Here is a 24,426-nt window from a genome sequence, read left to right on the forward strand (position 1 = left end):
TCGTCATCTTGTCTGACAATATCCAAACGCAATCGTCTCGCGATTTGCGCGCCCACACTTCTGGTCCCCTGAACCGTCAACTTCGGCCGTCCTGTCCGTGCCGAACGCTCCTCCAGCGGGATCCCGCCAGATCACAGGTTGTCAAACCTGAAATCCAACGACCGCCGGGGATTGAATGCCGCTAGAAATCCTGTCCATCGTTCTTCCCGTCTTCATCCTGATCGGCATTGGCTATACCGCCGCAAGGATAGGCCTGGTGTCCCAGACCGTCGGAGAGGCGCTCGGCCAGTTCGTCTTTGTCATCGCCATCCCCGCGCTCATCTTCAAGACGCTCTCGGTGATCGAATTTGGCGACGAAAACCCCTGGGGCCTCTGGGCCACTTATTTCTGCGGTGTTGCGGCCACCTGGGTGCTGGCCTCTCTTCTGATACGCAAGGGCTTCAAGCGCGAGGCCAGGGCAGGTGTCGTGGGCGGCGTCTCAGCTGCTTTTGCGAACACGGTGATGGTCGGCCTGCCGCTCATCTCGTCGGTCTATGGTGACGAAGGCCTCGTGCCATTGCTCATCATCATTTCGGTGCACCTTCCGATCATGACCGTCGTCATTTCGGTCTTGATGGAACGCGCCGCAGCGCTCGATGGCATCAGCACCCCGCCACCTCTCGGTGAAATGATCCTCAAGATCGGGCGAAACCTTGCAACCAACCCCATCATCATAGCTCTGGTCTGCGCGTTGATATGGCGTTCGTCGGGTCTTTCCTTCACGCCGATCCTGAGCGACGTGCTCGGCCGCATTTCATCGACGGCGCTGCCGGTCGCTCTCTTGTCCCTGGGGATGAGCATGGTGCCCTACGGGATACGCGGCAATATCCTCCCTGGCCTGTTGCTCAGCTGCCTGAAGATCGGCGTCATGCCCGCAATCGTGTTCCTGATGGGTGCCTACGTCCTGCATCTTCCGCCGCTCTGGACGGCCGTCGCCACTGTAACCGCCGCATGCCCAACCGGCATCAATGCCTATATCTTCGCGAACCGATACGGCACCGGCCATGCCATGTCAGCCAACTCGATCACGTTGACGACAATCGCTGCGGTGGTCACCTGTGGTCTCTGGGTGGCAATCGTGGAAGCCTGGCGCGCCGCCGGCTAAACCTGTCCTACGCCGCAAGCCTAGGCGCGCCGTTTGTCTGAAAGCTCATCGGCATCGTCGATATCATCCAGGCCTGCCCTCACCATCGCTTTGAAAGCGGCAAAGGGCACAGGCGGGCTCCAGAGATAGCCCTGCGCAAAATTCGCGCCCCAGGCTTTCAGATGATCGTATTGTCCGCGGGTCTCGATGCCTTCTGCAACGGTCTTCATCCGCAACTGCTGCGCCATCATCAAGATCAGCTGCACGATAACCCTACGGTCCTCGCTTTCGGCCATGTTCATCACGAACGACCGGTCGATCTTCAGTGTATCGAACGGCATGGTCGCGAGCGTATTCAGGCTTGAATAGCCCGTTCCGAAGTCATCGATCGCGAACTCGACGCCCTCATCCCTGATCGGAACAATCTGGCGATAAACACGCTGCGGATCTTCCATGATGCTGGACTCGGTGATCTCAAGCTCCAGCTTGTCTAGCGGAAACCCGCTCTCGCCAAGAATGCCCAGAGTGCGATCGGTGAAACTGTCGGATTGAAACTGGATCGGCGCAACATTGACGGCCACCGAGAGGTCGAACCCCTGCTTTCGCACCACATTCATGTCTTCGAGCGACTGCCGCAGGACGAACTCACCGATGGAGGGCATCAAACCGCATTCTTCCGCGAGCGGTATGAATTTCCACGGCGGCACGCTGCCAAGATCGGGATGTTCCCAGCGCAGCAATGCTTCGGAGCCCATGATCTGGCCAGTCTCGATGTCCACCTTCGGCTGGTAGAAGACCGTCAACTCATCGTGATCGAGCGCCGTGCGAAGGCAGCGCTCGATTTTTTCGCGCTCGTCAGCCTTCTGGCGAATGCTTTCATTGAAGATGACCGTCTGATCGCGTCCGGCATCCTTTGCTGTGAACATCGCCATGTCTGCGCAACGCAGCACATCATCGGCCGATTTTCCGTCCTGAGGATAGAGAGCAACGCCAACGCTTGCCCGCACCATGAGTTTCAAATGGTCTATGCTGAAAGGCATTCTGATCTTGGTCACGATCAGATCAGACAGCTCCTTGAGTGCCTCGGGGTCCGCTATTCCCGGCAGCACGACAATGAATTCGTCACCAGTGAAACGAGCGATGAACGGCTTGCACTGGAAGCGCTCATCGGCAAATGTTTTGACCAGATCACTCAGACGCTCGGCCACCAGCGCCAAAAGCCGGTCCCCGATCACATGTCCATGCATGTCGTTGATCGCCTTGAACCGGTCGAGATCGATAAAGATCATTCCCCCTTCGGCTTTGGGAGACAGATCGATAAGCTGGGCCGCAACGTTGCTGAACTTGAGCCGGTTGGGCAGGCCTGTAACCCCGTCAACATGGGCGAGATATTCAACCCGTTGAATGTTGTTGCGGAAGTTCACGGCCATCTGGCGGAACGCTTCCTGCAGCTCTCCGACCTCGCCGACCGTGTCGACTTTCATCTTCGTATCGAGAAAGCCTTGAGCCGCCTCATTGGCAGCTTCTGTGACCCGGCTGATGCCATGGGTCGAGCGGTACATCAGAAACGTCGCCAAAGGCACAAAGACGAAAAACAGGGTGCCGGCCAGGATCAAGGTCTGGATCACGATCTCGCGCTTGAGATCCTGGATTTCCTGCTTTGACATGGTGATTTCGACTGCGCCAACGCCGATCCCGTCCCGGTAGACAGGCAGAACAAATTGGTGGAACGCGTCAGTCTCACGCGTGAGTGTCGTTTGCCCTTGAATGGCATCAAGAACATCTTCGTCTATGACTTGAAGCGCGCCGTTGGTGCGAGAATCGAGATCGCTCGCGAACACATGTCCAAACCGGGTGTAGGCCTTGGCCGCAACAACAAGTGCTTCATCTCCCAACGCATCGAGTAGCTTCTCGACATTCGCATAGTTCTTGTTCTCGATCTCCCGGGCAGCAATGCGCGACACCAGCACGGCATGATTGCGAGCGTTTTCCGCGAGACGCTCCTCGATCTTCCAGACCTGTGAGAAATAACCGAAACAGGCAACCAGCGTCGTGAAGGCCAGCAACAACACGACGACATAGACCGTCGAGCGAACAAACACGCGGCCAAGCGCATTGCGACCGCGCTCAAGGAAGTGCTTCATATTGGGCATATGTCTACGCGCCGCGCTTGCCGGTGCGCAGGTGGACCAGTTGCGCTTGCCCCTGGATCCTGCTGGCTTCTACCCAAGCTTGTATCAACGCAACCGTGCACAAACCGCAAAGTATCGCTGGTAAACTTACGAACATCCTGTTCCTCAAAAGCACCCGACTGAACTCAGCCCCTTGTACCCGGGAACCCGTATATAAATAGATAATTTTCAATATCGTCCTAGATATCTCTCAATCATTACTTCAATCAACTGAAGCAATCATCAACCTAGTCATTTATCACGATAAAAATAACCTGGACCATTAGGGCCCTGCAGCAACTTACTCGCAAGATTCTGCACAGAATCACCTGAAACACGCAATGATTGCAGGCTGGTATCAAAGTTGGATTTGGAGAGCTTTTGCCCGTTCTCGGCCAAAACCAATTCATGGTGCCGATAGCGCGGCTCAGGCAGGGCCAGCAGCACCTGAAGCAGCCGATGCACCGAAGTTGCGGGAAAAATATCCTTTCCTCGGATAACATCCGTAATGCCTTGGCGGGCGTCATCCACCACAACCGAAAGATGGTAGCTCGTCGGCGTATCCTTGCGGGCGAGAACCACATCTCCCCAGGCAGCCGGGTCTGCGATCACATCCCGCCCAAGGTTCCAGTCACCAGGTTCCGTCGCTGTTGTCACGTCCGCAGGACCTTCCCACCAGGAAAGCGGCTTCTTCAACTGGCTCAGGGCAGCCTTCATATCCAAGCGGAGTGCATAGGCGGCGGCATCTTTCCGGCGCGCCACAAGCTCTCGCTCGGACAGAACCGCCGCATCTCCCGGGTAAAGAGGTGCGCCATCAGGGTCCCTCGGCCAGATCACGCCGCCGGTCTCAAAATCAGCAACGTAGCGTTTGATCTCTGCCCGCGTAAGGAACGCCCGATAGACCAGACCGAGCGCCTCCAACTTTCCAAGAGCCGCCCTGTAATCATCAAAGTGCTCTGACTGCCGCAGGATCGGTTCTTCCCAACCGATGCCAAGCCATTTCAGGTCTTCAACGATGCCTGCCTCATATTCTGGCGTGCACCGAACGACATCAATGTCCTCCATCCGCAACAGAAGTCTTCCCGACAATGCCTCGGCGGCCCGGAAGTTCAGCAGTGCCGAATAAGCATGACCCAAATGCAACTTGCCATTGGGCGAGGGCGCAAAACGGAAGACCGGCTGTGTCATGTGCAGTGGTTTCAAGCGATAAACGGGTTGTCAGATCCAGCGGAGTGTTCGAACCATGGTCCTAGCAGCTTCGCCCGCCACGAGAAACGCCGAACCCGTGAGACCTTCGTGAACTCCATCGAAACCCTGGATGATGTCGAGCAAGGACTGGCCGCGCTTCTGCGCCAAGCCCCTCAGCTTGGACCTTTCGCCCAGCAGGCAGGACCGCTGCCGCTTCGGCGAAGATCTGCAGACTTTGCCGGTCTTTCCCAGATCGTGATGGGGCAGCAGGTGTCCGTCGCCAGCGCCGCGGCCATATTCCGCCGGCTTGAAGACCTCGTGACTCCACTCACAGCCGAGAGATTGGCGGATCACTCGGATCTGGAGCTGGCCGGTGCCGGCCTGTCCCGCCCCAAGATCAAGACCCTTCGAGCTGTCTCGCAAGCATGCAGCGACGGCCTCGACCTGACGGGCCTTGCCCTTCGACCCGCGGAGGAAGCCCACGCAGAACTGTGCCAGATCAAGGGCATCGGGCGGTGGAGCGCGGACATTTTCCTATTGTTTTGTGCAGGCCATCCGGACGTCTTCCCGAGCGGCGATCTGGCTCTACAGGTAGCGGTCCGCGACGCGTTCGAACTTGAGGAGAAGCCCTCCGTCAGGCAACTCGATGAACGTGCCGAAGCTTGGGCGCCCTGGCGGGGTATCGCGGCGCGGCTTTTCTGGGCCTGGTACAAGGTTCAAAAGCAGGGGCGGGAAACCTTGCCGGTCTAGGCTCTGTGCCTCTTAAAGCAGGCCATCCACGGCACGCAGCAGAAGCGCGATGTCTTCGGGACGCGACAGTCGGTGGTCGCCATCCGGAATTAGTGAAAAGGTCACATCATCGTCCGGAAGCGCCTCGGCCAATCGCTTGGCATGCTGCCAGGGCACATCCGGATCAAGCGCGCCTTGCAGGATGGTCACCGGACAGCCAGTCGCCAGAGGTTTGTCGAGGATCAGGTGATTACGCCCATCCTCGATCAGCTTTTCGGTGATCACATAAGGTTCGTCCCCATAGGCGGAGGGTTGTTGCCATCGCCCGGCACGCAGGATCGCCTCACGGATCTCATCGGTGAACCGTTGCTTCCACATCAGTTCTTCGGTGAAATCGACCGCCGGCGCAATCAGGACCATGCCTTTCAGCAGTCCGGTTTCGCGACGGGCAATCGCCAGGAGCATCGCGATCCAGCCCCCCATCGAGGAGCCGACAACGACCGTCGGACCGGTACAAAAACGATCGAATACCGCCAGTGCCTCTTCGAGCCAATCAGACACGCAAGCGTCTTCGAACCCACCCGACGACAGGCCGTGCCCTGAATAGTCGAAGCGGGTGCACCTCAGGTTCTTCTTTGATGCATGATCAGCAAGCGCAAGCGCCTTTGTACCGTTCATGTCCGACTTGAAACCCGACAGCCAGAAGAGACCCGGACCGTCGTCAGCAGGGCTGTGACAAACCGCAATTTGCCGCGCACTTGCGCTTTTTCCGACCGTGATGAATTGCGGATCTTTCTGGCTCATACTATGGCTCTGGCTGGTTTATGTCCCAAGTGCCTCTCCTTTGGCACAGGCGAAGGCCAAATTCAAAGTGTCAGCGCCGGAGCAGAAAGTGTCCATTCAAAAGAACAAGCCGGTCGTCCTGCAGGTCATTCCCGATCTGGAGACAGGCGGTGCCGAACGCACGACCGTCGACATTGCCAAGGCGCTGACAGATGCCGGCTGGACGGCTCTCGTCGCTAGCGAAGGCGGCCGTCTCGTCGCGGAGCTCGAGAGCTTTGGCGCTCATCACATCACGCTGCCGGTCAAATCGAAAAACCCTCTCACGATCTGGCGCAATGCCGCGCGGCTTGGCCAGGTAATCCGGGACCGGAATGTCGACCTGATCCACGCGCGCAGCCGCGCACCGGCGTGGTCGGCGCTTCTGGCGGCGCGCCGCGAAAAGATCCCCTTCGTGACGACCTATCACGGCGTTTACAATCAAAAATCCCGGATCAAGGCCTTCTACAATTCCGTCATGGCCCGCGGTGATGCTGTCATCGCCAACTCAGGCTACACTGCGAATTTGATCCAGGAGCGGCATCCCCTTGCGGCGGGCAAAATCACGGTCATCCACCGCGGATCAGACCTCGGCGCGCTGGCACCGGAGGCTGCCTCTTCAGAACGCCGCAACACGCTGGCGGAGGCATGGAAGGTCGATGCCAACCGGCCCATCGTCCTCAACATGGGACGCCTGACCGCCTGGAAGGGCCAGGGCATCGTGATCGACGCCATGGCAAAGCTGGCAGAGGCAGGCGACAGTCAGACAATCGCGGTTCTGGCAGGCGACGCCCAGGGGCGTGACAAATACCTCGCCGAACTGAAGACGCAGATCGCAGGCCACGGTCTTGAGGACCGCATTCTTCTGGTCGGGCACTGCGCTGATGTTCCAGCGGCCCTGTCGCTCGCTGATGTCGCCGTCGTCGCATCTGTAGAAGCTGAAGCCTTCGGCCGCGCCGCGGTCGAGGCGCAGGCCGCGCATGTGCCGGTGATTGTTTCGGATCTCGGCGCCGTTCCCGAAACGGTTCTGGCTCCACCAGAAAGAAGCGACGACCAGCGCACCGGATGGCGTGTTCCACCAGGAAATTCGGAAGCGCTCGCCGCAACGCTCCGCCAGGCCCTGAATCTCAAGAATGAAGAAAAGCAGGCTCTTACGGACCGCGCCGCTCGCCACGTGAGCGAGAATTTTTCCGTCGAGGCCATGTGCGAGAAAACCCTGAACGTCTACCGCAGCCTGCTGCCAGATCAGGGCCTGCACAAACCACGCTGACAGCTCACGCAGCCAGAGGATAGGCCTCTTCAACCAGGTAGGGACCGCCGCCGACACTGGCCTTGGCTGAGAAGAGAACAAACCGCCCGGCGACAAAGGGTGCCGCCTGGAAGTTCCCGTGTTCTGCCAGCCACCTTGCGACATCTTCATTGGAAGACGTTCTGCAACGGCCAAGCGTCACATGCGGCGTATATTTGCGGCGTTCGCAGGGCAGACCGATCCTCTGGAGGATCCTTTCCTGCTCAGCCTGCAACTCCGCAAGCTCCGGCGAGGGTTCGACCCTGGCCCAGACCGCATGCGGTTTGCCATTGCCAAAGGAACCAAGCCCGTTCAGATGAATCTCGACGGGCTGTCGCCGGACACGATCCAGCGCATTGGCCACTTCGTCTGCCGTGCGGTCGTCGATGTCGCCAATGAAGCGGAGCGTGATGTGGTAGTTCTCGGGATCGATCCAGCGGGTGCCCCGAAGGCCTCCCCGGAGCATCGACAGCAAGAGACCCGTCTGGGACGGAATCTCAAAGCCAGTAAACAAGCGCGGCATGGCCTGCCCCTTCGCTGGTTTCGACTTTCTCATCAGGAATCAACTTCGCCCGAAGCGCAAGAAAATTCGTAACTTACTGACATAAATACGATTTTCGGATATTTCACGTCTTTAAGATCGCCGCGCTCCGGCCATTTCAGGTCTTTGCGACGGCAAAATGATTCTCTGTCACAAATGAAAATCGCGCCACGAATGCCCTCCGCGGCGCGATCTCATTTCAGATGATCAAATGCTATGGGCAGGGATTGCCGCGATGTTGATGAATATCATCAATCTTCGCCAGAACGTCGTCCGAAAGGGTCAGATCGACCGCATCCAGATCCTGCTCCAGCTGATCGAGACGGGTTGCCCCCAGAATGACGGAGGTCATGAAGCTGCGGGAATGTGCGAAGGCCAAGGCCATCTGGGAAGGATCGAGACCAGCATCCGCCGCAAGGTCCAGATATTCATTGATTGCCTCTTCCGCCCCCGGCTTTTCATACCGCTGCAGTCGATTGAACAGCGCCTTCCGGGCGCCCTTCGGCGTGGCCCCGTCGCGATATTTGCCGGTCAGATACCCCTGCGCGAGCGCCGAATAGGCGAGCAGCGAGACATCTTCACGAAGCGAGATCTCGGCGAAGCCTGTCTCGAAGGTGCGGTTCACCAGGGAATAGGCATTCTGGATCGAGGCAACGCGTGGCAGACCATGGCGTTCGGCAGCACTGACGAAACTCATGGTACCCCAGGCGCTTTCGTTCGAGAGCCCGACGTGGCGGATCTTGCCGGCCTTTACCAGATCGGAGAGCACCTCAAGCGTGCTTTCGATCGAATTTTCGTCATCAGCCGGCTCGATGTCCTTCCACTGGGTGGGGTTGGCACCAAAGGCAGAGACGTTCCGGTCCGGCCAGTGCAGCTGATAGAGATCGATGTAGTCCGTCTGCAGGTTTTGAAGGCTCCGGTCGACGGCAAATTCGATCTGTTCGCGGGTCAGCTTTGCCTTCGCGCCATTCTCACGGAACCAGTCCATGTCGGAACGTCCGACGACTTTGGTGGCCATGATGACCTTGTCACGTGTTCCCCGCGCCTTGAACCAGGTGCCGATGATCCGCTCGGTCCGGCCTTGCGTCTCCCGGTTGGGCGGGATCGGATAGAGTTCCGCCGCATCGAAAAAATTGACCCCGCGATCCAGGGCGAGGTCCATCTGCGCGTGGCCTTCAGCTTCGCTGTTTTGCTCGCCATAGGTCATGGTGCCGAGACAAAGGGAGCTGACGTTCAAATCGGTGCGACCGAGACGGCGATAATCCATCACTGGTTCCTTAGATTTCAGATTTTACGATTGAGCCGGGGCGCCGGTTTCAGGATGAACCGGCCCGTTTCAGAAGTTCTTCGACCTTTGGTAACATATTCTGGACAATCACGGAAACGCCCTCTCCGGTCGGATGCATTCCGTCTGGAAGGTTGAGCTCCGGGTTGAGTGCCACCCCTTCGAGGAAAAACGGATAGAGCAGCGCGTCATGCGCAGCGGCCACGTCCGCATAGATCGGGTCGAAGGCTTCGGCGTATTCATCGCCGAGATTGCGCTGTGCCAGCATGCCTGCGACGAGAACTGCCACACCGCGCTCCCGCAGCCTTGAGACGATCTCGGTGAGGTTCTCTCTGGTCAGTTCCGGTGCGATGCCCCGAAGCATGTCGTTCGCACCAAGCTCTACGATCACGGCATCAGCATCTGGCCCAACCGACCAGTCCAGACGGCCAAGCCCGCCCGAAGACGTGTCACCAGAGACACCAGCGTTGACCACCTCAATCGCATAGCCCTTTTCGGACAAGGCTTTTTGAAGCTGGCTGGGGAAACCTTCCCCGGGCGCAAGCTGGTATCCGGCGGACAGACTGTCCCCCAGAACGACGAGCTTTAAAGCTTCCGCAGCAGCAACCGTGGTCGGCAAACCGAGTGCGAGCAGGAAAAGTATGACAAACTGATACAAATTTGTACGCATGGCGGGTCTGGATCGCTCCTCAATGTGTCCCCATATGGTCGCAGAAACCAGTTTCGGCAAGGCGGTGACTTGTTGATCATATTGCAGAAAAGATGCAGTTGCGACCAGTCGGCACCCAAGACGCACGTTCGCTCCGCATTTGGAACATCAGACAGTATATAGGGGCAAAGATGACAAATGGACCGGCTATCGCTCTCAAAGACGTACATCTCAGTCTCGGAGAGGGCGCAGGAAGGGTCCATATCCTCAAGGGCATCGATCTGACCATCGAAGACGGAACCGCGGTCGGCCTGGTCGGCCCCTCCGGATCCGGCAAGTCGACACTCCTCATGGTGATGGCGGGGCTGGAGCGCTCTGATAGCGGTCAGGTGCAGGTCGCAGGCAGCGAGCTTTCTCCCTTATCGGAAGATGAACTGGCCCGTTTCCGTGGGCAAACCGTCGGGATCATCTTTCAGTCCTTCCATCTCGTCCCGAACATGACCGCTTTGGAAAACGTCGCCGTTCCGCTTGAATTGTCAGGGGACGCTGCCGCATTCGACAAGGCCCGTCAGGAACTCGAGTCCGTTGGGCTTGGCCATCGCCTGCATCACTATCCCGCCCAGATGTCCGGCGGCGAGCAACAACGTGTGGCGGTCGCAAGGGCATTGGTTGTGCATCCCAAGATCCTGATCGCCGATGAACCGACCGGCAACCTTGACGACGACACCGGCACACAGATTGTTGAACTCATGTTCAAGGCGCAAAGGGAGCGCCAGATGACATTGGTCCTTGTGACCCATGATCCGGCCCTGGCCCAGCGCTGCGACAGGATGATCCGGGTCCGCTCGGGCGAGATCGAAGAAGAAGACAAGACTGCCAGCCCTGCACGCGAGACCGCCGGGGCGCCTCTATGAACGCCTTTGTAGCCAAAGCGCCAACCGGATTGTCGCTCGCCCTTCGATTTGCGCTCAGAGAACTGCGTGGCGGCTTCAAGGGCTTTTACATCTTCATCGCCTGTATCGCACTGGGGGTTGCCGCCATCGCGGGAGTCACGTCGATTTCCCGCGGACTGACGGAAGGTATTTCCGCCGAGGGACAGTCCATTCTCGGCGGCGACATCTCCTTTTCGATTGTGCACCGTGAAACGGGCGAAGACGAAAGCGACTGGCTTCAGACGCTCGGCGACGTTTCGAGCGTCGCCACAATGCGGGCGATGGCCCGGCGGCCGGAAACCGGCGATCAGGCGCTCGTGGAAATGAAGGCCGTCGACGGCGCCTACCCGCTTTACGGCGAGATGGCGCTTGAAGGTGGCGGCACGCTGACTGACGCATTGTCTCAAAAAGATGGTCTTTGGGGCGCTATCGCAGACCTCTCGCTTCTGGCGCGCCTGGGCCTTGAGCCAGGCGACACGCTCGCCATCGGCCGGGCAACTGTGCGGATCAGCGATGTCATCGCGAACGAACCGGACAAATTGGCCGGCGGCATGGAGTTGGGCCCGCGGCTGATGATTTCACAATCGGCCATTCCTGAGACCGGCCTGATCCAGCCGGGCAGCCTTGTGAGATGGCGATACCGGGTCAAACTGCCTGGAACCGCATCTGAAGAGGCCGTGAAAGGCGTCATTGCCGAAGCCGAGGAAACCTTCCCGGACGCGGGCTGGAGAGTTCGTTCAAGAGCCAATGCCGCTCCGGGTCTTCAGCGCAACATCAACCGCTTTGCGCAATTCCTGACCCTTGTCGGCCTGACTGCGCTTGTCGTGGGCGGCGTCGGAGTGGCCAATGCCATCCGTGCTTTCCTCGACACAAAGCGAGAGGTCATCGCAAGCTTCAAGTGCCTTGGTGCCACCGGAGGGTTCGCGTTTCAGGTCTACCTGATCCAGATGCTGTCCCTTGCGGCCATCGGTATCGGCATAGGCCTTTTGGTCGGTGCAATTCTGCCGTTTGCAGCGGGGGCAGCGCTTTCCGGCGTTCTGCCGGTCGATCTTGCTGCCGCGATCTATCCTCAGGAACTGGGCCTTGGCCTTCTCTATGGCATTCTCACCGCGCTTGCCTTTGCTCTTTGGCCGCTTGGACGAGCCCACGATGTTCCGCCCACGGCTCTGTTTCGCGACATGGTTTCCGGCAAGGCGCGCAGCCTGCCGCGCAAACGCTATCTCGTGGCCACCGCTGTCACAGTTCTCGCGCTTGCCGGCATCGCCATTCTGCTCGCCTACGACAAACGCATCGCGCTGATCTACATCGGAGCCTCGGCATCTGCATTCGTGCTGCTGGTGCTGGTGGCACGCCTGATCATGGCGATTGCCAAGCGTCTGCCCACTGTCCGCTCGACAGAGCTGCGCCTTGCGATCGCGAACATTCACCGTCCCGGCGCCCTGACGCCATCAGTCGTGTTGTCACTCGGCTTGGGACTTTCCCTGCTCGTCGCTCTCGCTCTGATTGACGGCAACTTGCGCCGCGAACTGACCGCGACCATTGCACAGGAAGCGCCGAGCTTCTTTTTCGTCGACATTCAAAGCCATGAACGCGATGCCTTCGAGACCCTTCTGAGCAGCGAGACAGACAATGCAAATCTGCGCAGCGTCCCGATGTTGCGTGGCAGGCTGACATCACTCAAAGGCATACCGACCAGTGAAATTGACGCGCCGCCCAATGTCGCCTGGATCCTGCGCGGCGACCGCGGCATCACCTATGAGGCGGAGCAGCCGGAAAATGCGGAACTGACCTCCGGGGACTGGTGGCCTGCAGATTACTCGGGAAAACCCCTGGTTTCCTTCGAGGATGAAGCCGCAAGAGAGCTGGGTCTCACGATCGGCGACGAAATCACCGTCAATGTTCTCGGACGTGATATCACCGCCGAAATCGCAAACACCCGGAAGGTTGAATGGCGGTCGCTCGCCATCAATTTCGTCCTGGTCTTCTCCCCGAACACCTTTGCCGGGGCTCCGCACGCCCATCTCATGACACTTGGTTGGGATGAGGATGTCTCCACCGATCAAGAGCTTGACATCTTGCGGTCGGTTTCCGGCACCTTTCCGACGGTCACGGCGGTTCGGGTCAAGGACGCCATTGCGCAGGTCAATGACCTGGTGGCCCAACTTGCGTGGGCCATCCGCGGCGCATCTTCCATCACCTTGATCGCAAGCATTCTTGTGCTAGCAGGCGCGCTGGCAGCCGGGAACCGGAGCCGGATATACGATGCCGTCATCTTGAAAACGCTCGGAGCAACGCGTGGACGGCTGATCCTCGCCTATGCTCTCGAGTATGCGATCCTTGGAATTGTCACTGCGATCTTCGCGCTTGTCGCAGGAGGCATTGCAGCCTGGTTCGTCATTACACAGGTCATGGGAGGCAGTTTCGTCATGCTTCCGGTGACAGCCATGACGGCCGCTTTGATCGCGCTTGTGCTCACCGTTGGGTTTGGCCTGATCGGCACATGGAAGGTTCTGGGAGAAAAACCGGCGCCTGTCCTGCGAAACCTGTAATCAAGAACGCTGCAGGTTTTTGCTTAACGAATTGTTTAGGAAGATCATAAGCCTATGATTTTCCTAAACACTCATTTGCCCTCTGATAACTTGCGCAGCGCCCGTTTCTTGGCTAACCCATTACTAAGCGGTTTTAGCTAAGGGGCCATCTATGCTTAAGACAAGAGTCAATTTCACTCTCAAATCAATTGCGGCAGCAGCGGCACTCGCAGTCGTCGGCGCTTTTTCTCACACTGCTCCAGCTGTTGCTGAAAGTCCTTTCCACACGGGCGTGTGGCAGTTGAACACCAAGGACGGATCGCGCGGTCTTGTTGTCAGCGACTGGCTGGTGTTCGAAGATGGATTGCCAAAACGCTGGCTTTATCGCCGCGCCGGCACAAACGATGCCAACCAATTCGACTTTTTCACCCGTTCCATCGGTGACAAGGGCTACACGCCAGTCGGCATTCGCGTCTACCGCACTGGCGAACACACGATGAAATACACTGTGGCACCAAAGGGCGAAGAAGCCTTTGAAGTCACGGCCGAGCGCCTCTCGATCCCGAACTACAAGAATTCCTGTCTGTCCGTCGAAGGCAAGGGCAAGCGGTTCTTTGGCAATTGGGTCGGCACCACAGCTTCCCAGCTGAAGAAGCTCAGCCTTGGCCGCAACACCCTCACGATTGACGGCGAAAAGCGCAATGTCACCGTGGAAGAGGTCAGGGTTGGCCGCATGGGCATCGTCGAGAACGGCACACCGATTGGTTTCTTCACCGACGCGGGCGGTGATTACGCCGTACTGCAGATGTTCAAGCCTGGTGTAACCGACGCCCAGATGCGCGATCCGAAGCGGGAAATTCTGGATTTCGCCTCAGAACAAGTCGTTCGCAATCCGCGCGGAGACTGTGACAGACAAATTGCATCGCGTCTGAAAGCAATGAAATAGGCGTAAGGGCTTAAGCATATTGATGGAAACACTGGCAAAGACCAAAATGTTACAGTTTTGTCAGAAAAATCATCTTGTGCTACTGTCAGGACTTTCCCATATGTTGAGGGAGTTTCGTTGCATGTAATCTCGCATGCAATTTCGAACCGGAAGGGGAATCACACGACCATGTCGACCTTTAACCGAAATTCACAGGCGTCGTATTCGGTGGCCGGCACTCAGGCCGATGCAGCGATCGATCAGGGCCTGCGCAGCTACATGCTGGGCGTTTACAATTACATGACCCTCGGCCTCGCGCTGACCGGGTTCTTCGCTCTTGGCACAGTCTTCCTGGCAGTCGATCAGACAGCTGGCGGAATGGCTCTGACACCGCTTGGCCAGGCCCTTTACGGCTCGCCGCTCAAGTGGGTTGTCATGCTCGCACCGCTCGGCATGGTCATGTTCCTGTCGTTCAAGATCCAGTCCATGAGCGCATCAGCGGCTCGGACGACCTTCCTGGTCTACGCGGCCGTGATGGGCATTTCGCTGTCGTCGATCTTCCTGGTCTACACAGGTGGTTCTATCGCCCGCGTGTTCTTCATCACTGCAGCATCCTTCGGTGCGTTGAGCCTCTTCGGCTACACCACCAAGAAAGATCTGTCGGCTTGGGGTTCATTCCTGTTCATGGGCCTGATCGGCATCGTCATCGCGTCGCTGGTCAACATCTTCCTGGCGTCTTCCGCCCTGCAGTTCGCCATCTCCGTGATCGGTGTCCTCGTGTTTGCCGGCCTCACCGCCTACGACACGCAGCAGATCAAGGAAATGTACTACGAAGGCGACTCCAGCGAAGTGGCCACGAAGAAGTCAGTCATGGGCGCCCTGCGTCTCTACCTCGACTTCATCAACATGTTCCTGATGCTGCTTCAGCTGTTCGGCAACCGCGAATAAGCTGGACGCTCAGCCAGACAAAAGAAAAGCCCGGCCATCGCGCCGGGCTTTTTTTTATTGCGTGCTGCAAGACCTTTCAGGCGTCGATCAACCGCAAGTGCTTCTTCTTTTCCAGAACCTTCAGGACCTGCGCCAGATCGTGCCCGCGCTTGAGGATCATTCCTCCGGTCGCAACCACAGAGTAGGCACCCTGACGCCGGGCCAGCTTCGGATTTTTCTCAATTCGGTAGAGTGGCATTTCAGAGCTATGGCGGAAGACCGAAAAGACGGCTCGCTCACTCATCAGGTCGATCGCATAGTCCCGCCACTCGCCGTCAGCAACCATGCGTCCATAAAGCTTCAGAATTGTATTGAGTTCCAGCCGGTTGAAGGCCACCAGTGGTTTTGGCGGGGGCGTTGGCTGCGGGGATGGCGTGGCCACGGCAATGCCATGTGAACCACGCTTAGACGCGTTCTCGTCGGTTTCGCTCATTCCGCCTCCTGAACAGGTTCGGTGAGACCTCCAGAGACACCAGATCAGAGCATTCCTCTCTTCGGCGTCATCTTTCCGTCATGATGCGCAAGTCTTTGCACCTTTGGCAAGTGCGAGGCTTTCAAGCCGTTCAAAAGGCGTCTTTTTAGCCTTAAAAAAAATCATTATTTTGCCTTATTCCAGCCCTTGGCCAGCCATTTTGGCCACCCATATTGAGATCATACCCTGATGGTCCTGAACACTCGGCTTCGGAACGCATTAGCCCCCCAGCCCCCCGGGGTCAGAGTTGATCGGATCTTGTATTCGCGTACTTGAACGTCAGGGCAACTGAAGGGCCGGCCACAAGCCGGCCCTTTTCATATCCGCCGCTCTTTTGATGACCTCTCCGCAACGCCCTCTTGTTTGACAGGGGCGCGAAGTGCCTGAGCCCGCCTCGTCACTTTTTCTTCACCCACACGCGATCGTCCTGTACGATCGTCGACATGACAATCGATCTCATCGATCTGCGCCCTGCAGAAGCTGGTGACTGCGACGCCCTGGCCACGGTCCACAGCGCAGCCTGGCTCGGTGCTTATCGCGGCCTTCTCGATGGTGTTGAGCTCGAGCGTCTGATCGCGAGACGCCCCGCGGCATGGTGGCGTAGCGCCCTGTCCAAAGGCGTAAAGATCCAGGTCCTCGAAGTCGCCAATGAGCCGGCCGGCTATGCTTCCTACGGATCCTGCCGCATGAGCAATCTGCCCTACGAGGGCGAGATCTATGAGCTGTATCTGAAGCCGGAATATCAAGGCCTGGGATTTGGCCGCGCACTCTTCCAAACCGTGCGCGAGGCCCTCGCCGCCCAGAAACTCGAAGGTCTTGCGGTTCAAGTGCTGAGTGACAATCAATCCGCCCGCGCATTCTATCGGGCGCTCGGCGGGAAACTCGCGGCGAAGTCGTCATATTACAGCGCCGGAAAGCCTTTCGAGCTCGCCGTCTACGGCTGGCCCGTTAGAGGCAAGGCATAAGCACCGGCTTCGCCTGGCCTCAAACCTGAATCAATTCAACGCCCCAGGCGTGCCGAGAACCTGCGGCTCCTGACCACAATCATAGTGACCTGCCATCGTGTCGGCGGCCTGCCGCGCCATCTGGTTTGCGTTCTGGTTGGCACGGGCGTCGATCCGGGCGATCTGGCAGGTTGCCCCGGGGACAACTTGTGTAACGATCAATATGTTGCCTGGCGTGCCGCCTTCCGGATTGTCGATGAACCAGCGCAGGATCGTTGCAAAGGCCTGACCGTCACGCAGACGCCATTCAAGGGTCTCGTTGACCGTGTTGAAGTTCGGCAGCGTCTGCTCAGCGGCGCGCTCACCTTCTGCTCCGATGCCGAAAGACACGAACATCCGCAAATCGCCCTCGGCGATATAGACGGGCATGCCCTTGTATCCCGCGCAAAGCCAGGACCCACCGAAGGTGCCTTCATCGGTTGCTGGCGCCTCTTGCATCTGGCACTCGTCCAGTTTGATCTTGGTATAGGCGCTGTCGATGGTGGCAGCCTCTGCGCCGACAGCCAGTGCCGCCCATAATAACAGGGTTCCCAAAAGGCTCTTCATCTCGGTTCCCTCCTGCAAAGGCTCGATCCAGCCCTCTGCGCTCGTTCGCGTAGCAGGCCAGTGACACCCATCATCATATGGTTGCAACGCAATAATAAAGGCTTGCGCTGAAACGATCAGGCTGCAATAGACCCACCAACAGCCAACAGGAGTCAAGCAGCATGCGTATTGATGCAGTGCCGATCGGCAAGAACCCGCCAGAAGACATCAACGTCATCATCGAAGTTTCGGTCGGCGGCGAGCCAATCAAGTACGAAATGGACAAGGACGCTGGTGCAATGTACGTCGACCGCTTCCTTTACACGCCAATGCGCTACCCGGGCAATTACGGGTTCGTACCGCACACCCTTTGCGGTGATGGCGACCCGATCGACGTTGTTGTTGTGAACCAACGGCCAGTCGTCCCCGGCGCGATCATGAACTGCCGCCCCATCGGCGTTCTGATCATGGAAGACGAGTCCGGCATGGACGAAAAGATCATTGCAGTGCCGAGCAACAAGCTGACGCGCCGCTATGAGAATGTCCACGATGTCAGCGACCTGCCGGAAATCACCATGGCGCAGGTGAAGCATTTCTTTGAGCACTACAAGGATCTGGAACCAGGCAAGTGGGTCAAGGTCACCGGCATCGAAGGCGTGGACATTGCCAAGAAGATGATCATGGAATCGATTGACCGCGCTCAGGCAGACGCCGCCGAGTAACGTCGACTTCCTTTAAAGGTCTTTTGGAGCCGCAGCGGATCAAATCTCCGCTGCGGCTTCAATTCTGTCCATGTCCGCGTCGGACAGACCGAAATGATGGCCGATCTCATGCACCAGCACATGGGACACGATCTCACCGAGCGTTTCAGGATTTGACGCCCAATAGTCCAGTATAGGACGGCGGAACAGCCAGATCCGGTTTGGCATCTGACCTGTTACAAGTTCCGCGGCGCCTTCCGTCAGCCCTGCACCCTCAAAAAGCCCCAGAAGATCATGCGGATCTTCAATCCCCAGGGCATTGAGCACAGCATCCTCGGCATAGTCCGCCAGACTGACCTGCATGTGCCCGCATTGGGCCAGAATTTCGTGCGGAAGGTTGGCAAGAGTTTCGCTTGCCAGGGCTTCGAAGACCTCCAGATCAGGAGCGAAACGATCTGCCCATTCGGTTCTGCGCCCGGGACGGCTCGACCCCATCGCTCAGCTCCTGTTTTCTTGTGTGGCCGAAGGTGCGGCTCGAGATTTCATGGCTAAAGATAGGTGATCGCCAGATAGACTAAAAGTCCGACTGCAAAGATCAGCCCCGCTCCGCGCCCGATCCGCGTTCCCCAGACTTCAACCTTGTCGTCTTCGTCAAGATCATGTGCGCCGAAATGATCCTGGGCACGCTTGGCCATCCGCACGAACGTCGACCCGGCAACCGTCTCGCTCTCGGCCTCTACACGGTCGAGGGATCGCAGGGCCTCGTCACGACGCGCATCGTCTTTGGAACGCTGATCGCTCATGGCTGACGCCCGCCGCGAAGCGAAAGGGCAGCCGAGAGCGCAGCCAGCAGTGTCAGGCCTGCAGAGGCAACGGCATTCCAGCCCGCGAACGAAAGCCCCAACATGCGCCAGCTCGCCTCCGTACAGCTGACCACTCGCGTGGACTTGAGCGCTGAAAGCATGTTGGTAGCGTCCGCAGGACCGGCGCTGCCGCCGCCGCAATCAGACGGCCCAGCCCAGAAGCCCCACTCCGCGCCGGACTGATAGATGCCAAGGCCCGCGCCATAGGCAAAAACCAGAGCGACAACGACCATCACGCCGCCCGCAAGCCTGGGCCGGCTACGGCTCATCAAGAGCAGTCCAAAGACCGTCAGAGGCAGTCCGGCATAATAGGGAACCCGCTGCTCAAGGCACAATTTGCAGGGAACATAGCCGCCGATCAGCTGAAAGCCCCATGCCGTGCAGATCACCGCGAGGCCAGCGGCCAGAAGAAGAAGAGCGATGGCCTTCGATTTGGCAGTGTCGGTCATTCCTGAAGCTCCCTGCCTTCAAAGCACCTTGATCAATACGAAACCACCGACCAGAAGCACCACGAACAGGGTGAACATGAGGCCGAGGCGCTTTTCGATAAAGTCACGGATGGGTGGACCGAAGAAATAGAGCAGAGCCGCGACCACGAAAAACCGGATGCCGCGAGACACGATACTCGCCACCAGGAAGATCGGCAGACTGAGCCCGGCGGCGCCGCTTGCGATGGTGATGACCTTGTAAGGAAATGGCGTCAGCCCGGCGATAAAGACGAACCACCAGCCCCAGGCGTTGAAAATCTCGCTGAAGCTCTCGAACTTGTCGAGATATCCGTAAAAGCCGAGGATCGGTTCGGCGACCTGCTGGAACAGGAACGACCCGATCATGTAGCCGGCGAGCCCGCCCAGAACCGAGGTCACCGTGCACAGAAGCGCCAGAAACCAGGCCTTCTCCTTTCGGGCGATGACCATGGGGATCAGAAGAATGTCGGGCGGGATCGGAAAAACCGAGCTTTCGACAAACGACACCGTTCCCAGAGCTGCAGGCGCACGGGGTCCGGAGGCAAGGGACAAGGTCCAATCGTACAAACGGCGTAACATCCGTTCTCCATAGCCTTTCACCTGCGCAATGTCACCCGCGCAAAACACAGCTGAGAAACACCGCACGAAATATGGTTTTCCAGGCAACTTTACACAGGCTTGCGGAAAGCGTCTGGAAGGCATTGACGCCGGACAGCCGCTGGCTATTATCGCGCGACCTTGACGCTGCCCCTCTGGCGGAATTGGTAGACGCGCGGGATTCAAAATCCCGTTTCTTCGGAAGTGCCGGTTCGATTCCGGCGGGGGGCACCAGCTTTCAGATCGCAGCCCGGCATCTCGAGGGCGCATCTTGCGGTATCACCACTCCCCACAGCAGCCCTTCACCTTTTGATTACGACGATTTTCGAAATTGCTTTGGCAGGCCGAAAATTGCGCGCAGGACTTGGTGCTTAACGCAAAAGTGATCCATTTCAGATATGCAACCCCGACTGACAACAGCGCTTATCGGGGGGAACAAATGGCTGTCGCGGAGAAAGAACGGAAAAACCTGGCGGACATCGAGCCCGTCGAAGCGGTTGACGCAACTGCCTCTTCAGTCGCCGACATTGCCGATCCCGTAGATGACACGGGCGTTTTCACTCTCGCCCGTTTGACCAAAGACACGCTTCAGCCGTCACCGATCAATCCGGACTGGATCCTCGAAGGCAACCCGGAAGCAAAGGTGCGCAATCTCTCGGTCATGAGCCGTGGCTGGGCAACCACCGATCACTGGTCTTGCACGGCCGGAAAATTCCGCTGGCACTATGCCTGGGATGAGACCGTCATGTTTCTCGAGGGCGAGGTCGTCATTACCGATGATGAAGGTCAGGTCTACGTTGGCCGTCCCGGCACCAGCCTTTTCTTTCCGGCGGGCACATCGGCAACCTGGGTGGTCCCCCGCTATATCCGCAAGATCGCCTTCAACCAGCGCCCGGTTCCAGCATACCTTCACATCCTGGCGCGCGGCGCAAACAAGATCTTCAAGGTCCTCGGGCTGCCGACCAGACCATAAGACTTGGCAACAGGACGATGGCGCGCAACCTGCCCGGAACATAGGCAAGTGTTCTGGACAGGTCGCTGACCCTTGGCTAGTGTCGGTCCATGAGCAGTTCGCCCAAAGAAATCGAGCTCAAGCTCGAAGTGCCGCCGCAAGCGCAGGAAACCTTGCGCAAATCTCCCGCGCCAAAAGGTTTCACAGCCTCCCGAGCGGTGACGAAAACGCTCCAGTCAATCTATTTCGATACAGCTGATCAGGCCCTGAGAAGAGCCCGGATATCGCTCCGCGTCCGCAAGGTCGGCCAGAGCTGGGTGCAAACGGCCAAAATCGGTACAGGGGTCATTGGCGGCATGTCGTCAGCCGTTGAGGCAGAGCATCCCGTGGATGGTCGGGCAATCGACCTGACGGTCATTGAAGATCCGCAAGTCCTGCGCCACCTCGTTGAAACCATAAACGGCGCAGCACTTGCTGAGACTTTTGAGACACTCATCAAGCGCACCACTCGCGTCCTGACGGCCGAAGACGGCAGCCGCATTGAAGTTGCCTTTGACGTGGGAGATATCAAGGCCGGAGAGCGCTCCGCTCCCCTGGCCGAAGTCGAGCTGGAGTTGCTGGAAGGCGCAAGCGGCAACCTCTACGCCGCCGCTCAAGGTCTTCTGGAAGACACCCCTTTCCACTTTTCTCCCTATAGCAAGGCAGAACGCGGCTTCCGCCTCGCCGGTGGCGAGAGCTCTGGCGCAGATGCGCCAAGCCTTGCCAGAAAGGTTGAGCTGACGGCTTCCGAAAGCGTCGAACATGCGTTCAGAAGCGTTCTGAGATCTTGCCTCGAGCAAATCGCCCATAACCGAATGGCAGTGCTCACCAGCGACGATCCCGAGGGGCCCCATCAGTTGCGCGTCGGCTTGAGGCGCCTGCGCAGCGCCTTTAGGCTGTTCCGACCTGTGCTCAATCCGCTGACGTTTCGACCACTTGACGCAAGCGCGCGAACATTGGCCGGTAAAGTCGGTGAGTTACGCGATCTTGATGTGCTTGCGAGCGAAATCGTCGCCCCCCTTTCAGATCATGCGCCGCAGAACCTGTCCTTGGATCCATTGCTGAAACATCTGACGAAAACCCGCGTCAATTGCCGAAACGAGCTAATCGACTATCTGCAGTCGACCGAAATCAACGCGTTCCTCTTCTCTCTCGCTGCCTATACGGAGGGGCGCGGATGGCTGGATGCAGAAAATTTCGACCAGACAACGCTGCTTGCAGCGCCCATTTCGGCCTTCGCCCGCGAGGCCCAGAACAAGCAATGGCGCAAGGTTGCCAAACACGGTTCAGGCATCGAAGAAATGTCGGTTCCCGAGCGCCATGAGATGCGCAAGGCACTCAAGAAGCTGCGATATGGGATCGAGTTCTTCGGTTCGCTCTACCCGAAGGCCGAGGTCAAACCATTCCTGAAGCGCATGAAAAAGCTTCAAGATATCTTTGGCTATCTGAACGACGTCGCAATGGCGGAAAAACTGCTTGATCTTCCCAGCGCAAAGGGTGCCAGCGCATCTGATACGTCCCTTGCGATGGGCTTTGCAATTGGCTGGCATGAAGCCCAGGCGACGCAAATGTGGCGTCACGCCAAGGACTACTGGACGGAAACGAAAGGCGCACCGAAGTTCTGGCGCTAACGGCCAGCTCGGATCGCCGGAAAGTTAGCTCTCGATCACGAGCTGGATTCGATCCGCCGCCATACGGGTGCGCGTGTATTGCGTCGGCTGGCCAGCATCATCCACGTTCGTGCTCTCGACGATCAGAATGGGCTGCCCCTCGGGAATTTGCAGGAACGCCGCGTCCTGCGGGTCGATCAGCTCGGCACTGACGCGGGTCTCAAGACGTCTGTAGTCATCAAGACCGCATTGCTTGAGCGCCTTGGTGAATGAGCCCGTTTCCGCATAAGCGGCCACGAGCGCTGGAAACCTTGCCTGTTCGAACCAGCTTGTTGCGACCAGAACCGGTGTTCCGTCGACCACCCGCAGCGTTTCGAGCCGTATCAGCTGCACGCCAAGTGGCAGTTTGAGTTCCGCCGCCAGCAGAGCATCCGCCTCTTCAAGGGCAGATCCGATCATCCGTCCGCTGGGCGTTTTATGTTGGCCCGAAACGATCTCCGAGAACCGTGTGCGGCTGCCAATCGGATAATTCATCGGCGCTGCCGCGACAAAGGTTCCCCGGCCCTGGTCGGCGCGCAGAATTCCCTCATTGACCAAGACAGCAATCGCCCTGCGCACCGTATGGCGATTGACGTCAAACCGCGCGGCGATATCCGCCTCCGTCGGAAGCTTGGAACCGGTCACAAACGTTCCTGAGCCGATTTCAGCTTTCAGCCATTCGGCGATCTGGCGCCAAATGGCGATCCCGGCGCCGCGGTCGATTTTCATCTGCTTCGTCATGTCCTCGTCATCAAACCCGGATAGCAAAGTGTCAATTCAAAAATTCGTCTATACAAATAGACAATCTGTTGTATGACTCAAGCCTCTTCGTTAGATCGCCACGAAAAAGGTCGAAAGACATGTCCGAAGAAACCACGGCCTCACCGCCCTTAAGCCCGGCTGACCAGACCACCGCACGCCGGCAGGAAATCATGGCAGTGATCGCCGAAACCCCGGCATCTGCACTCGCAAAAGCTTTTGAAAGCTACCCGGATCATCCCTCCCACGAGTTGGTCCGCGGGCCGGAAACAGGGCTCGTCATGGTCCGGGGCCGCATGGGTGGCACCGGCGGCGCCTTCAACCTCGGCGAAGTGACCGTAACACGCTGCGTCGTGCGCCTGGCAAGCGGCGAGACCGGAAGCTCTTACATTCTTGGCCGGCACAAGCAGCATGCTCTTCAGGCGGCCATTCTGGACGGTCTCTGGCAGAATCCAGATCATCGGCAAAAGGTCGAAGACGACATTCTTGCGCCACTCGAAAACAGCCGCCGCCAAAGGCAGGAAGAGATCAAGGCTGAAACAGCGGCCACAAAGGTTGACTTCTTCACCATGGTTCGTGGAGACGATTGATGAACACCGAAGCAATCAACCCGTCTGCGGCGAATTCCGCTGCACGCCTGGCGGCAGGTTTCGCCGATCCGGTTCACGATGCGCAAAACTGCTTCCGAAAAGTGATGCAGGCCATGGCACGGCCCGGAACACTGCAAACGTTCGAACCCGGTCTGACGGACCTGCCCGCACCGCTCACGGCAATGGGTGCTGCTGTCGCGCTTACCTTGCTCGACTACGACACCCCTGTCTGGCTGGATCCGGCCCTGGCCAAATCACCGGACGCGGTCAGCTTTCTGCGTTTTCACACCGGTGCGCCCATCGTGGATGTCCCGGTCGAAGCCGCCTTCGCACTGGTCAGCGAACCGGAGCGACTGACGGGCCTCGGCAATTTCCCGCAGGGAACGCCTGACTATCCAGACCAGTCCGCAACCCTGGTTCTCATGAACCAGACGTTCGGCAAAGGCGCTTCTCTCAAGCTCAAGGGACCCGGCATCAAGGATGTCGCCCGCTTCAGCACCAGCCCCGTACCGACGACCTTCTGGGATCAGGTTCAGGCCAACAACGCACAGTTCCCGCGCGGCGTGGACGTGATTTTCACCGGCGAGGCACAAATCGCGGCTTTGCCGCGCTCCACTCAACTCACCCGGCCGGAGGCCTGAGC

The 24,426-nt window shown here is 58.4% G+C and carries 26 protein-coding genes and 1 tRNA gene; 14 read left to right on the plus strand and 13 right to left on the minus strand.

Translation table 11 applies throughout. From position 1 onward, the window contains the following. Positions 1 to 175 precede the first annotated feature (175 nt). A complete protein-coding gene (locus tag IG617_RS13890) occupies positions 176 to 1,144 on the plus strand; it encodes an AEC family transporter (protein ID WP_192109818.1) in 969 nt (322 codons plus the stop codon). Between the two features lie 20 nt (positions 1,145 to 1,164). Here the strand turns inward: IG617_RS13890 and IG617_RS13895 are convergent, their stop codons facing one another. Next, a complete protein-coding gene (locus tag IG617_RS13895) occupies positions 1,165 to 3,276 on the minus strand; it encodes a putative bifunctional diguanylate cyclase/phosphodiesterase (RefSeq protein WP_192109821.1) in 2,112 nt (703 codons plus the stop codon). A 270-nt stretch (positions 3,277 to 3,546) separates the two neighbouring features. Next, a complete protein-coding gene (gene gluQRS / locus IG617_RS13900; protein ID WP_192109823.1) occupies positions 3,547 to 4,482 on the minus strand; it encodes a tRNA glutamyl-Q(34) synthetase GluQRS in 936 nt (311 codons plus the stop codon). Between the two features lie 108 nt (positions 4,483 to 4,590). Between gluQRS and IG617_RS13905 the strand changes: the two genes are divergently transcribed. Further along, positions 4,591 to 5,232, plus strand: a complete 642-nt coding sequence (locus IG617_RS13905; RefSeq protein WP_192109825.1) for a DNA glycosylase family protein — start codon at positions 4,591 to 4,593, stop codon at positions 5,230 to 5,232. A 12-nt stretch (positions 5,233 to 5,244) separates the two neighbouring features. Here the strand turns inward: IG617_RS13905 and IG617_RS13910 are convergent, their stop codons facing one another. Beyond that, complete coding sequence (locus IG617_RS13910) at positions 5,245 to 6,015, minus strand: alpha/beta hydrolase (protein ID WP_192109827.1); 771 nt, start codon at positions 6,013 to 6,015, stop codon at positions 5,245 to 5,247. Between the two features lie 88 nt (positions 6,016 to 6,103). Between IG617_RS13910 and IG617_RS13915 the strand changes: the two genes are divergently transcribed. After that, positions 6,104 to 7,300, plus strand: a complete 1,197-nt coding sequence (locus IG617_RS13915) for a glycosyltransferase family 4 protein (protein ID WP_338109979.1) — start codon at positions 6,104 to 6,106, stop codon at positions 7,298 to 7,300. A 4-nt stretch (positions 7,301 to 7,304) separates the two neighbouring features. Here the strand turns inward: IG617_RS13915 and thpR are convergent, their stop codons facing one another. From thpR to IG617_RS13930, 3 genes are all read right to left on the minus strand, one after another. Further along, positions 7,305 to 7,841 (minus strand): RNA 2',3'-cyclic phosphodiesterase, encoded by a 537-nt coding sequence (gene thpR / locus IG617_RS13920; RefSeq protein ID WP_192109831.1) that lies wholly within the window; start codon positions 7,839 to 7,841, stop codon positions 7,305 to 7,307. 232 nt (positions 7,842 to 8,073) lie between these two features. Continuing rightward, on the minus strand, positions 8,074 to 9,126 hold the full coding sequence (locus tag IG617_RS13925; RefSeq protein ID WP_192109833.1) for an aldo/keto reductase: 1,053 nt from the start codon (positions 9,124 to 9,126) through the stop codon (positions 8,074 to 8,076). Between the two features lie 49 nt (positions 9,127 to 9,175). Continuing rightward, complete coding sequence (locus IG617_RS13930) at positions 9,176 to 9,814, minus strand: arylesterase (protein WP_192109836.1); 639 nt, start codon at positions 9,812 to 9,814, stop codon at positions 9,176 to 9,178. A gap of 170 nt (positions 9,815 to 9,984) precedes the next feature. Here IG617_RS13930 and IG617_RS13935 point away from each other — a divergent pair, with 170 nt between their 5' ends. The 4 genes from IG617_RS13935 to IG617_RS13950 all read left to right on the plus strand — a co-directional run bounded on the left by IG617_RS13935 (position 9,985) and on the right by IG617_RS13950 (position 15,126). Beyond that, on the plus strand, positions 9,985 to 10,707 hold the full coding sequence (locus tag IG617_RS13935) for an ABC transporter ATP-binding protein (RefSeq protein ID WP_192109838.1): 723 nt from the start codon (positions 9,985 to 9,987) through the stop codon (positions 10,705 to 10,707). Further along, positions 10,704 to 13,274 carry an ABC transporter permease gene (locus IG617_RS13940; protein WP_192109840.1) on the plus strand — a complete coding sequence of 857 codons (2,571 nt, stop codon included), beginning with the start codon at positions 10,704 to 10,706 and terminating at the stop codon, positions 13,272 to 13,274. The genes IG617_RS13935 and IG617_RS13940 overlap by 4 nt, the downstream gene beginning before the upstream one ends. 151 nt (positions 13,275 to 13,425) lie before the next feature. Next, entirely contained in the window at positions 13,426 to 14,199 is a 774-nt protein-coding gene (locus tag IG617_RS13945) for a hypothetical protein (protein WP_192109842.1), read from the plus strand. A gap of 168 nt (positions 14,200 to 14,367) precedes the next feature. After that, complete coding sequence (locus tag IG617_RS13950; RefSeq protein ID WP_192109844.1) at positions 14,368 to 15,126, plus strand: Bax inhibitor-1/YccA family protein; 759 nt, start codon at positions 14,368 to 14,370, stop codon at positions 15,124 to 15,126. Positions 15,127 to 15,202: 76 nt separating this feature from the next. Here IG617_RS13950 and IG617_RS13955 read toward each other — a convergent pair whose 3' ends face one another. Further along, positions 15,203 to 15,598, minus strand: coding sequence for a DUF2794 domain-containing protein (locus IG617_RS13955; protein WP_192109845.1), 396 nt, complete (start codon positions 15,596 to 15,598; stop codon positions 15,203 to 15,205). 482 nt (positions 15,599 to 16,080) lie between these two features. On the opposite strand from IG617_RS13955, the gene IG617_RS13960 reads away from it, so the two are divergent. Beyond that, positions 16,081 to 16,602, plus strand: coding sequence for a GNAT family N-acetyltransferase (locus IG617_RS13960; protein WP_192109846.1), 522 nt, complete (start codon positions 16,081 to 16,083; stop codon positions 16,600 to 16,602). 30 nt (positions 16,603 to 16,632) lie between these two features. On the opposite strand, the gene IG617_RS13965 is transcribed toward IG617_RS13960, so the two are convergent. Continuing rightward, on the minus strand, positions 16,633 to 17,187 hold the full coding sequence (locus tag IG617_RS13965) for a hypothetical protein (protein WP_192109847.1): 555 nt from the start codon (positions 17,185 to 17,187) through the stop codon (positions 16,633 to 16,635). A 161-nt stretch (positions 17,188 to 17,348) separates the two neighbouring features. Here IG617_RS13965 and ppa point away from each other — a divergent pair, with 161 nt between their 5' ends. After that, positions 17,349 to 17,888, plus strand: coding sequence for an inorganic diphosphatase (ppa, locus tag IG617_RS13970; RefSeq protein ID WP_153771474.1), 540 nt, complete (start codon positions 17,349 to 17,351; stop codon positions 17,886 to 17,888). Positions 17,889 to 17,927: 39 nt separating this feature from the next. Here ppa and IG617_RS13975 read toward each other — a convergent pair whose 3' ends face one another. From IG617_RS13975 to IG617_RS13990, 4 genes are read right to left on the minus strand one after another with little or no spacing between them, the layout of a single operon-like run. Next, positions 17,928 to 18,362 (minus strand): metallopeptidase family protein, encoded by a 435-nt coding sequence (locus tag IG617_RS13975; RefSeq protein ID WP_192109848.1) that lies wholly within the window; start codon positions 18,360 to 18,362, stop codon positions 17,928 to 17,930. 53 nt (positions 18,363 to 18,415) lie between these two features. Next, positions 18,416 to 18,670 (minus strand): hypothetical protein, encoded by a 255-nt coding sequence (locus IG617_RS13980; RefSeq protein WP_192109849.1) that lies wholly within the window; start codon positions 18,668 to 18,670, stop codon positions 18,416 to 18,418. After that, positions 18,667 to 19,179: a disulfide bond formation protein B gene (locus IG617_RS13985; RefSeq protein WP_192109850.1), complete on the minus strand. Its 513-nt coding sequence runs from the start codon at positions 19,177 to 19,179 to the stop codon at positions 18,667 to 18,669. Before IG617_RS13985 ends, IG617_RS13980 begins: the two co-directional genes overlap by 4 nt. 18 nt (positions 19,180 to 19,197) lie before the next feature. Beyond that, positions 19,198 to 19,776, minus strand: a complete 579-nt coding sequence (locus IG617_RS13990) for a YqaA family protein (RefSeq protein ID WP_192109851.1) — start codon at positions 19,774 to 19,776, stop codon at positions 19,198 to 19,200. Between the two features lie 167 nt (positions 19,777 to 19,943). Between IG617_RS13990 and IG617_RS13995 the strand changes: the two genes are divergently transcribed. The 3 genes from IG617_RS13995 to IG617_RS14005 all read left to right on the plus strand — a co-directional run bounded on the left by IG617_RS13995 (position 19,944) and on the right by IG617_RS14005 (position 22,416). Beyond that, positions 19,944 to 20,028: transfer RNA gene (locus tag IG617_RS13995), tRNA-Leu, on the plus strand. A 205-nt stretch (positions 20,029 to 20,233) separates the two neighbouring features. Then, positions 20,234 to 20,767 carry a cupin domain-containing protein gene (locus IG617_RS14000; RefSeq protein WP_192109852.1) on the plus strand — a complete coding sequence of 178 codons (534 nt, stop codon included), beginning with the start codon at positions 20,234 to 20,236 and terminating at the stop codon, positions 20,765 to 20,767. Between the two features lie 89 nt (positions 20,768 to 20,856). Next, the gene (locus tag IG617_RS14005; protein WP_192109853.1) at positions 20,857 to 22,416 is read left to right on the plus strand and encodes a CYTH and CHAD domain-containing protein; all 1,560 of its coding nucleotides are present in this window, start codon (positions 20,857 to 20,859) and stop codon (positions 22,414 to 22,416) included. 24 nt (positions 22,417 to 22,440) lie between these two features. On the opposite strand, the gene phnF is transcribed toward IG617_RS14005, so the two are convergent. Continuing rightward, complete coding sequence (phnF, locus tag IG617_RS14010) at positions 22,441 to 23,175, minus strand: phosphonate metabolism transcriptional regulator PhnF (RefSeq protein WP_192109854.1); 735 nt, start codon at positions 23,173 to 23,175, stop codon at positions 22,441 to 22,443. A 119-nt stretch (positions 23,176 to 23,294) separates the two neighbouring features. On the opposite strand from phnF, the gene phnG reads away from it, so the two are divergent. Further along, positions 23,295 to 23,783, plus strand: a complete 489-nt coding sequence (gene phnG, locus IG617_RS14015) for a phosphonate C-P lyase system protein PhnG (RefSeq protein WP_192109855.1) — start codon at positions 23,295 to 23,297, stop codon at positions 23,781 to 23,783. Beyond that, positions 23,783 to 24,424: a phosphonate C-P lyase system protein PhnH gene (gene phnH / locus IG617_RS14020; RefSeq protein ID WP_192109856.1), complete on the plus strand. Its 642-nt coding sequence runs from the start codon at positions 23,783 to 23,785 to the stop codon at positions 24,422 to 24,424. Before phnG ends, phnH begins: the two co-directional genes overlap by 1 nt. Positions 24,425 to 24,426: the final 2 nt, after the last annotated feature.

The sequence above is a fragment of the Roseibium polysiphoniae genome (assembly GCF_014842925.1).
GTDB classification, from domain to species: domain Bacteria; phylum Pseudomonadota; class Alphaproteobacteria; order Rhizobiales; family Stappiaceae; genus Roseibium; species Roseibium polysiphoniae.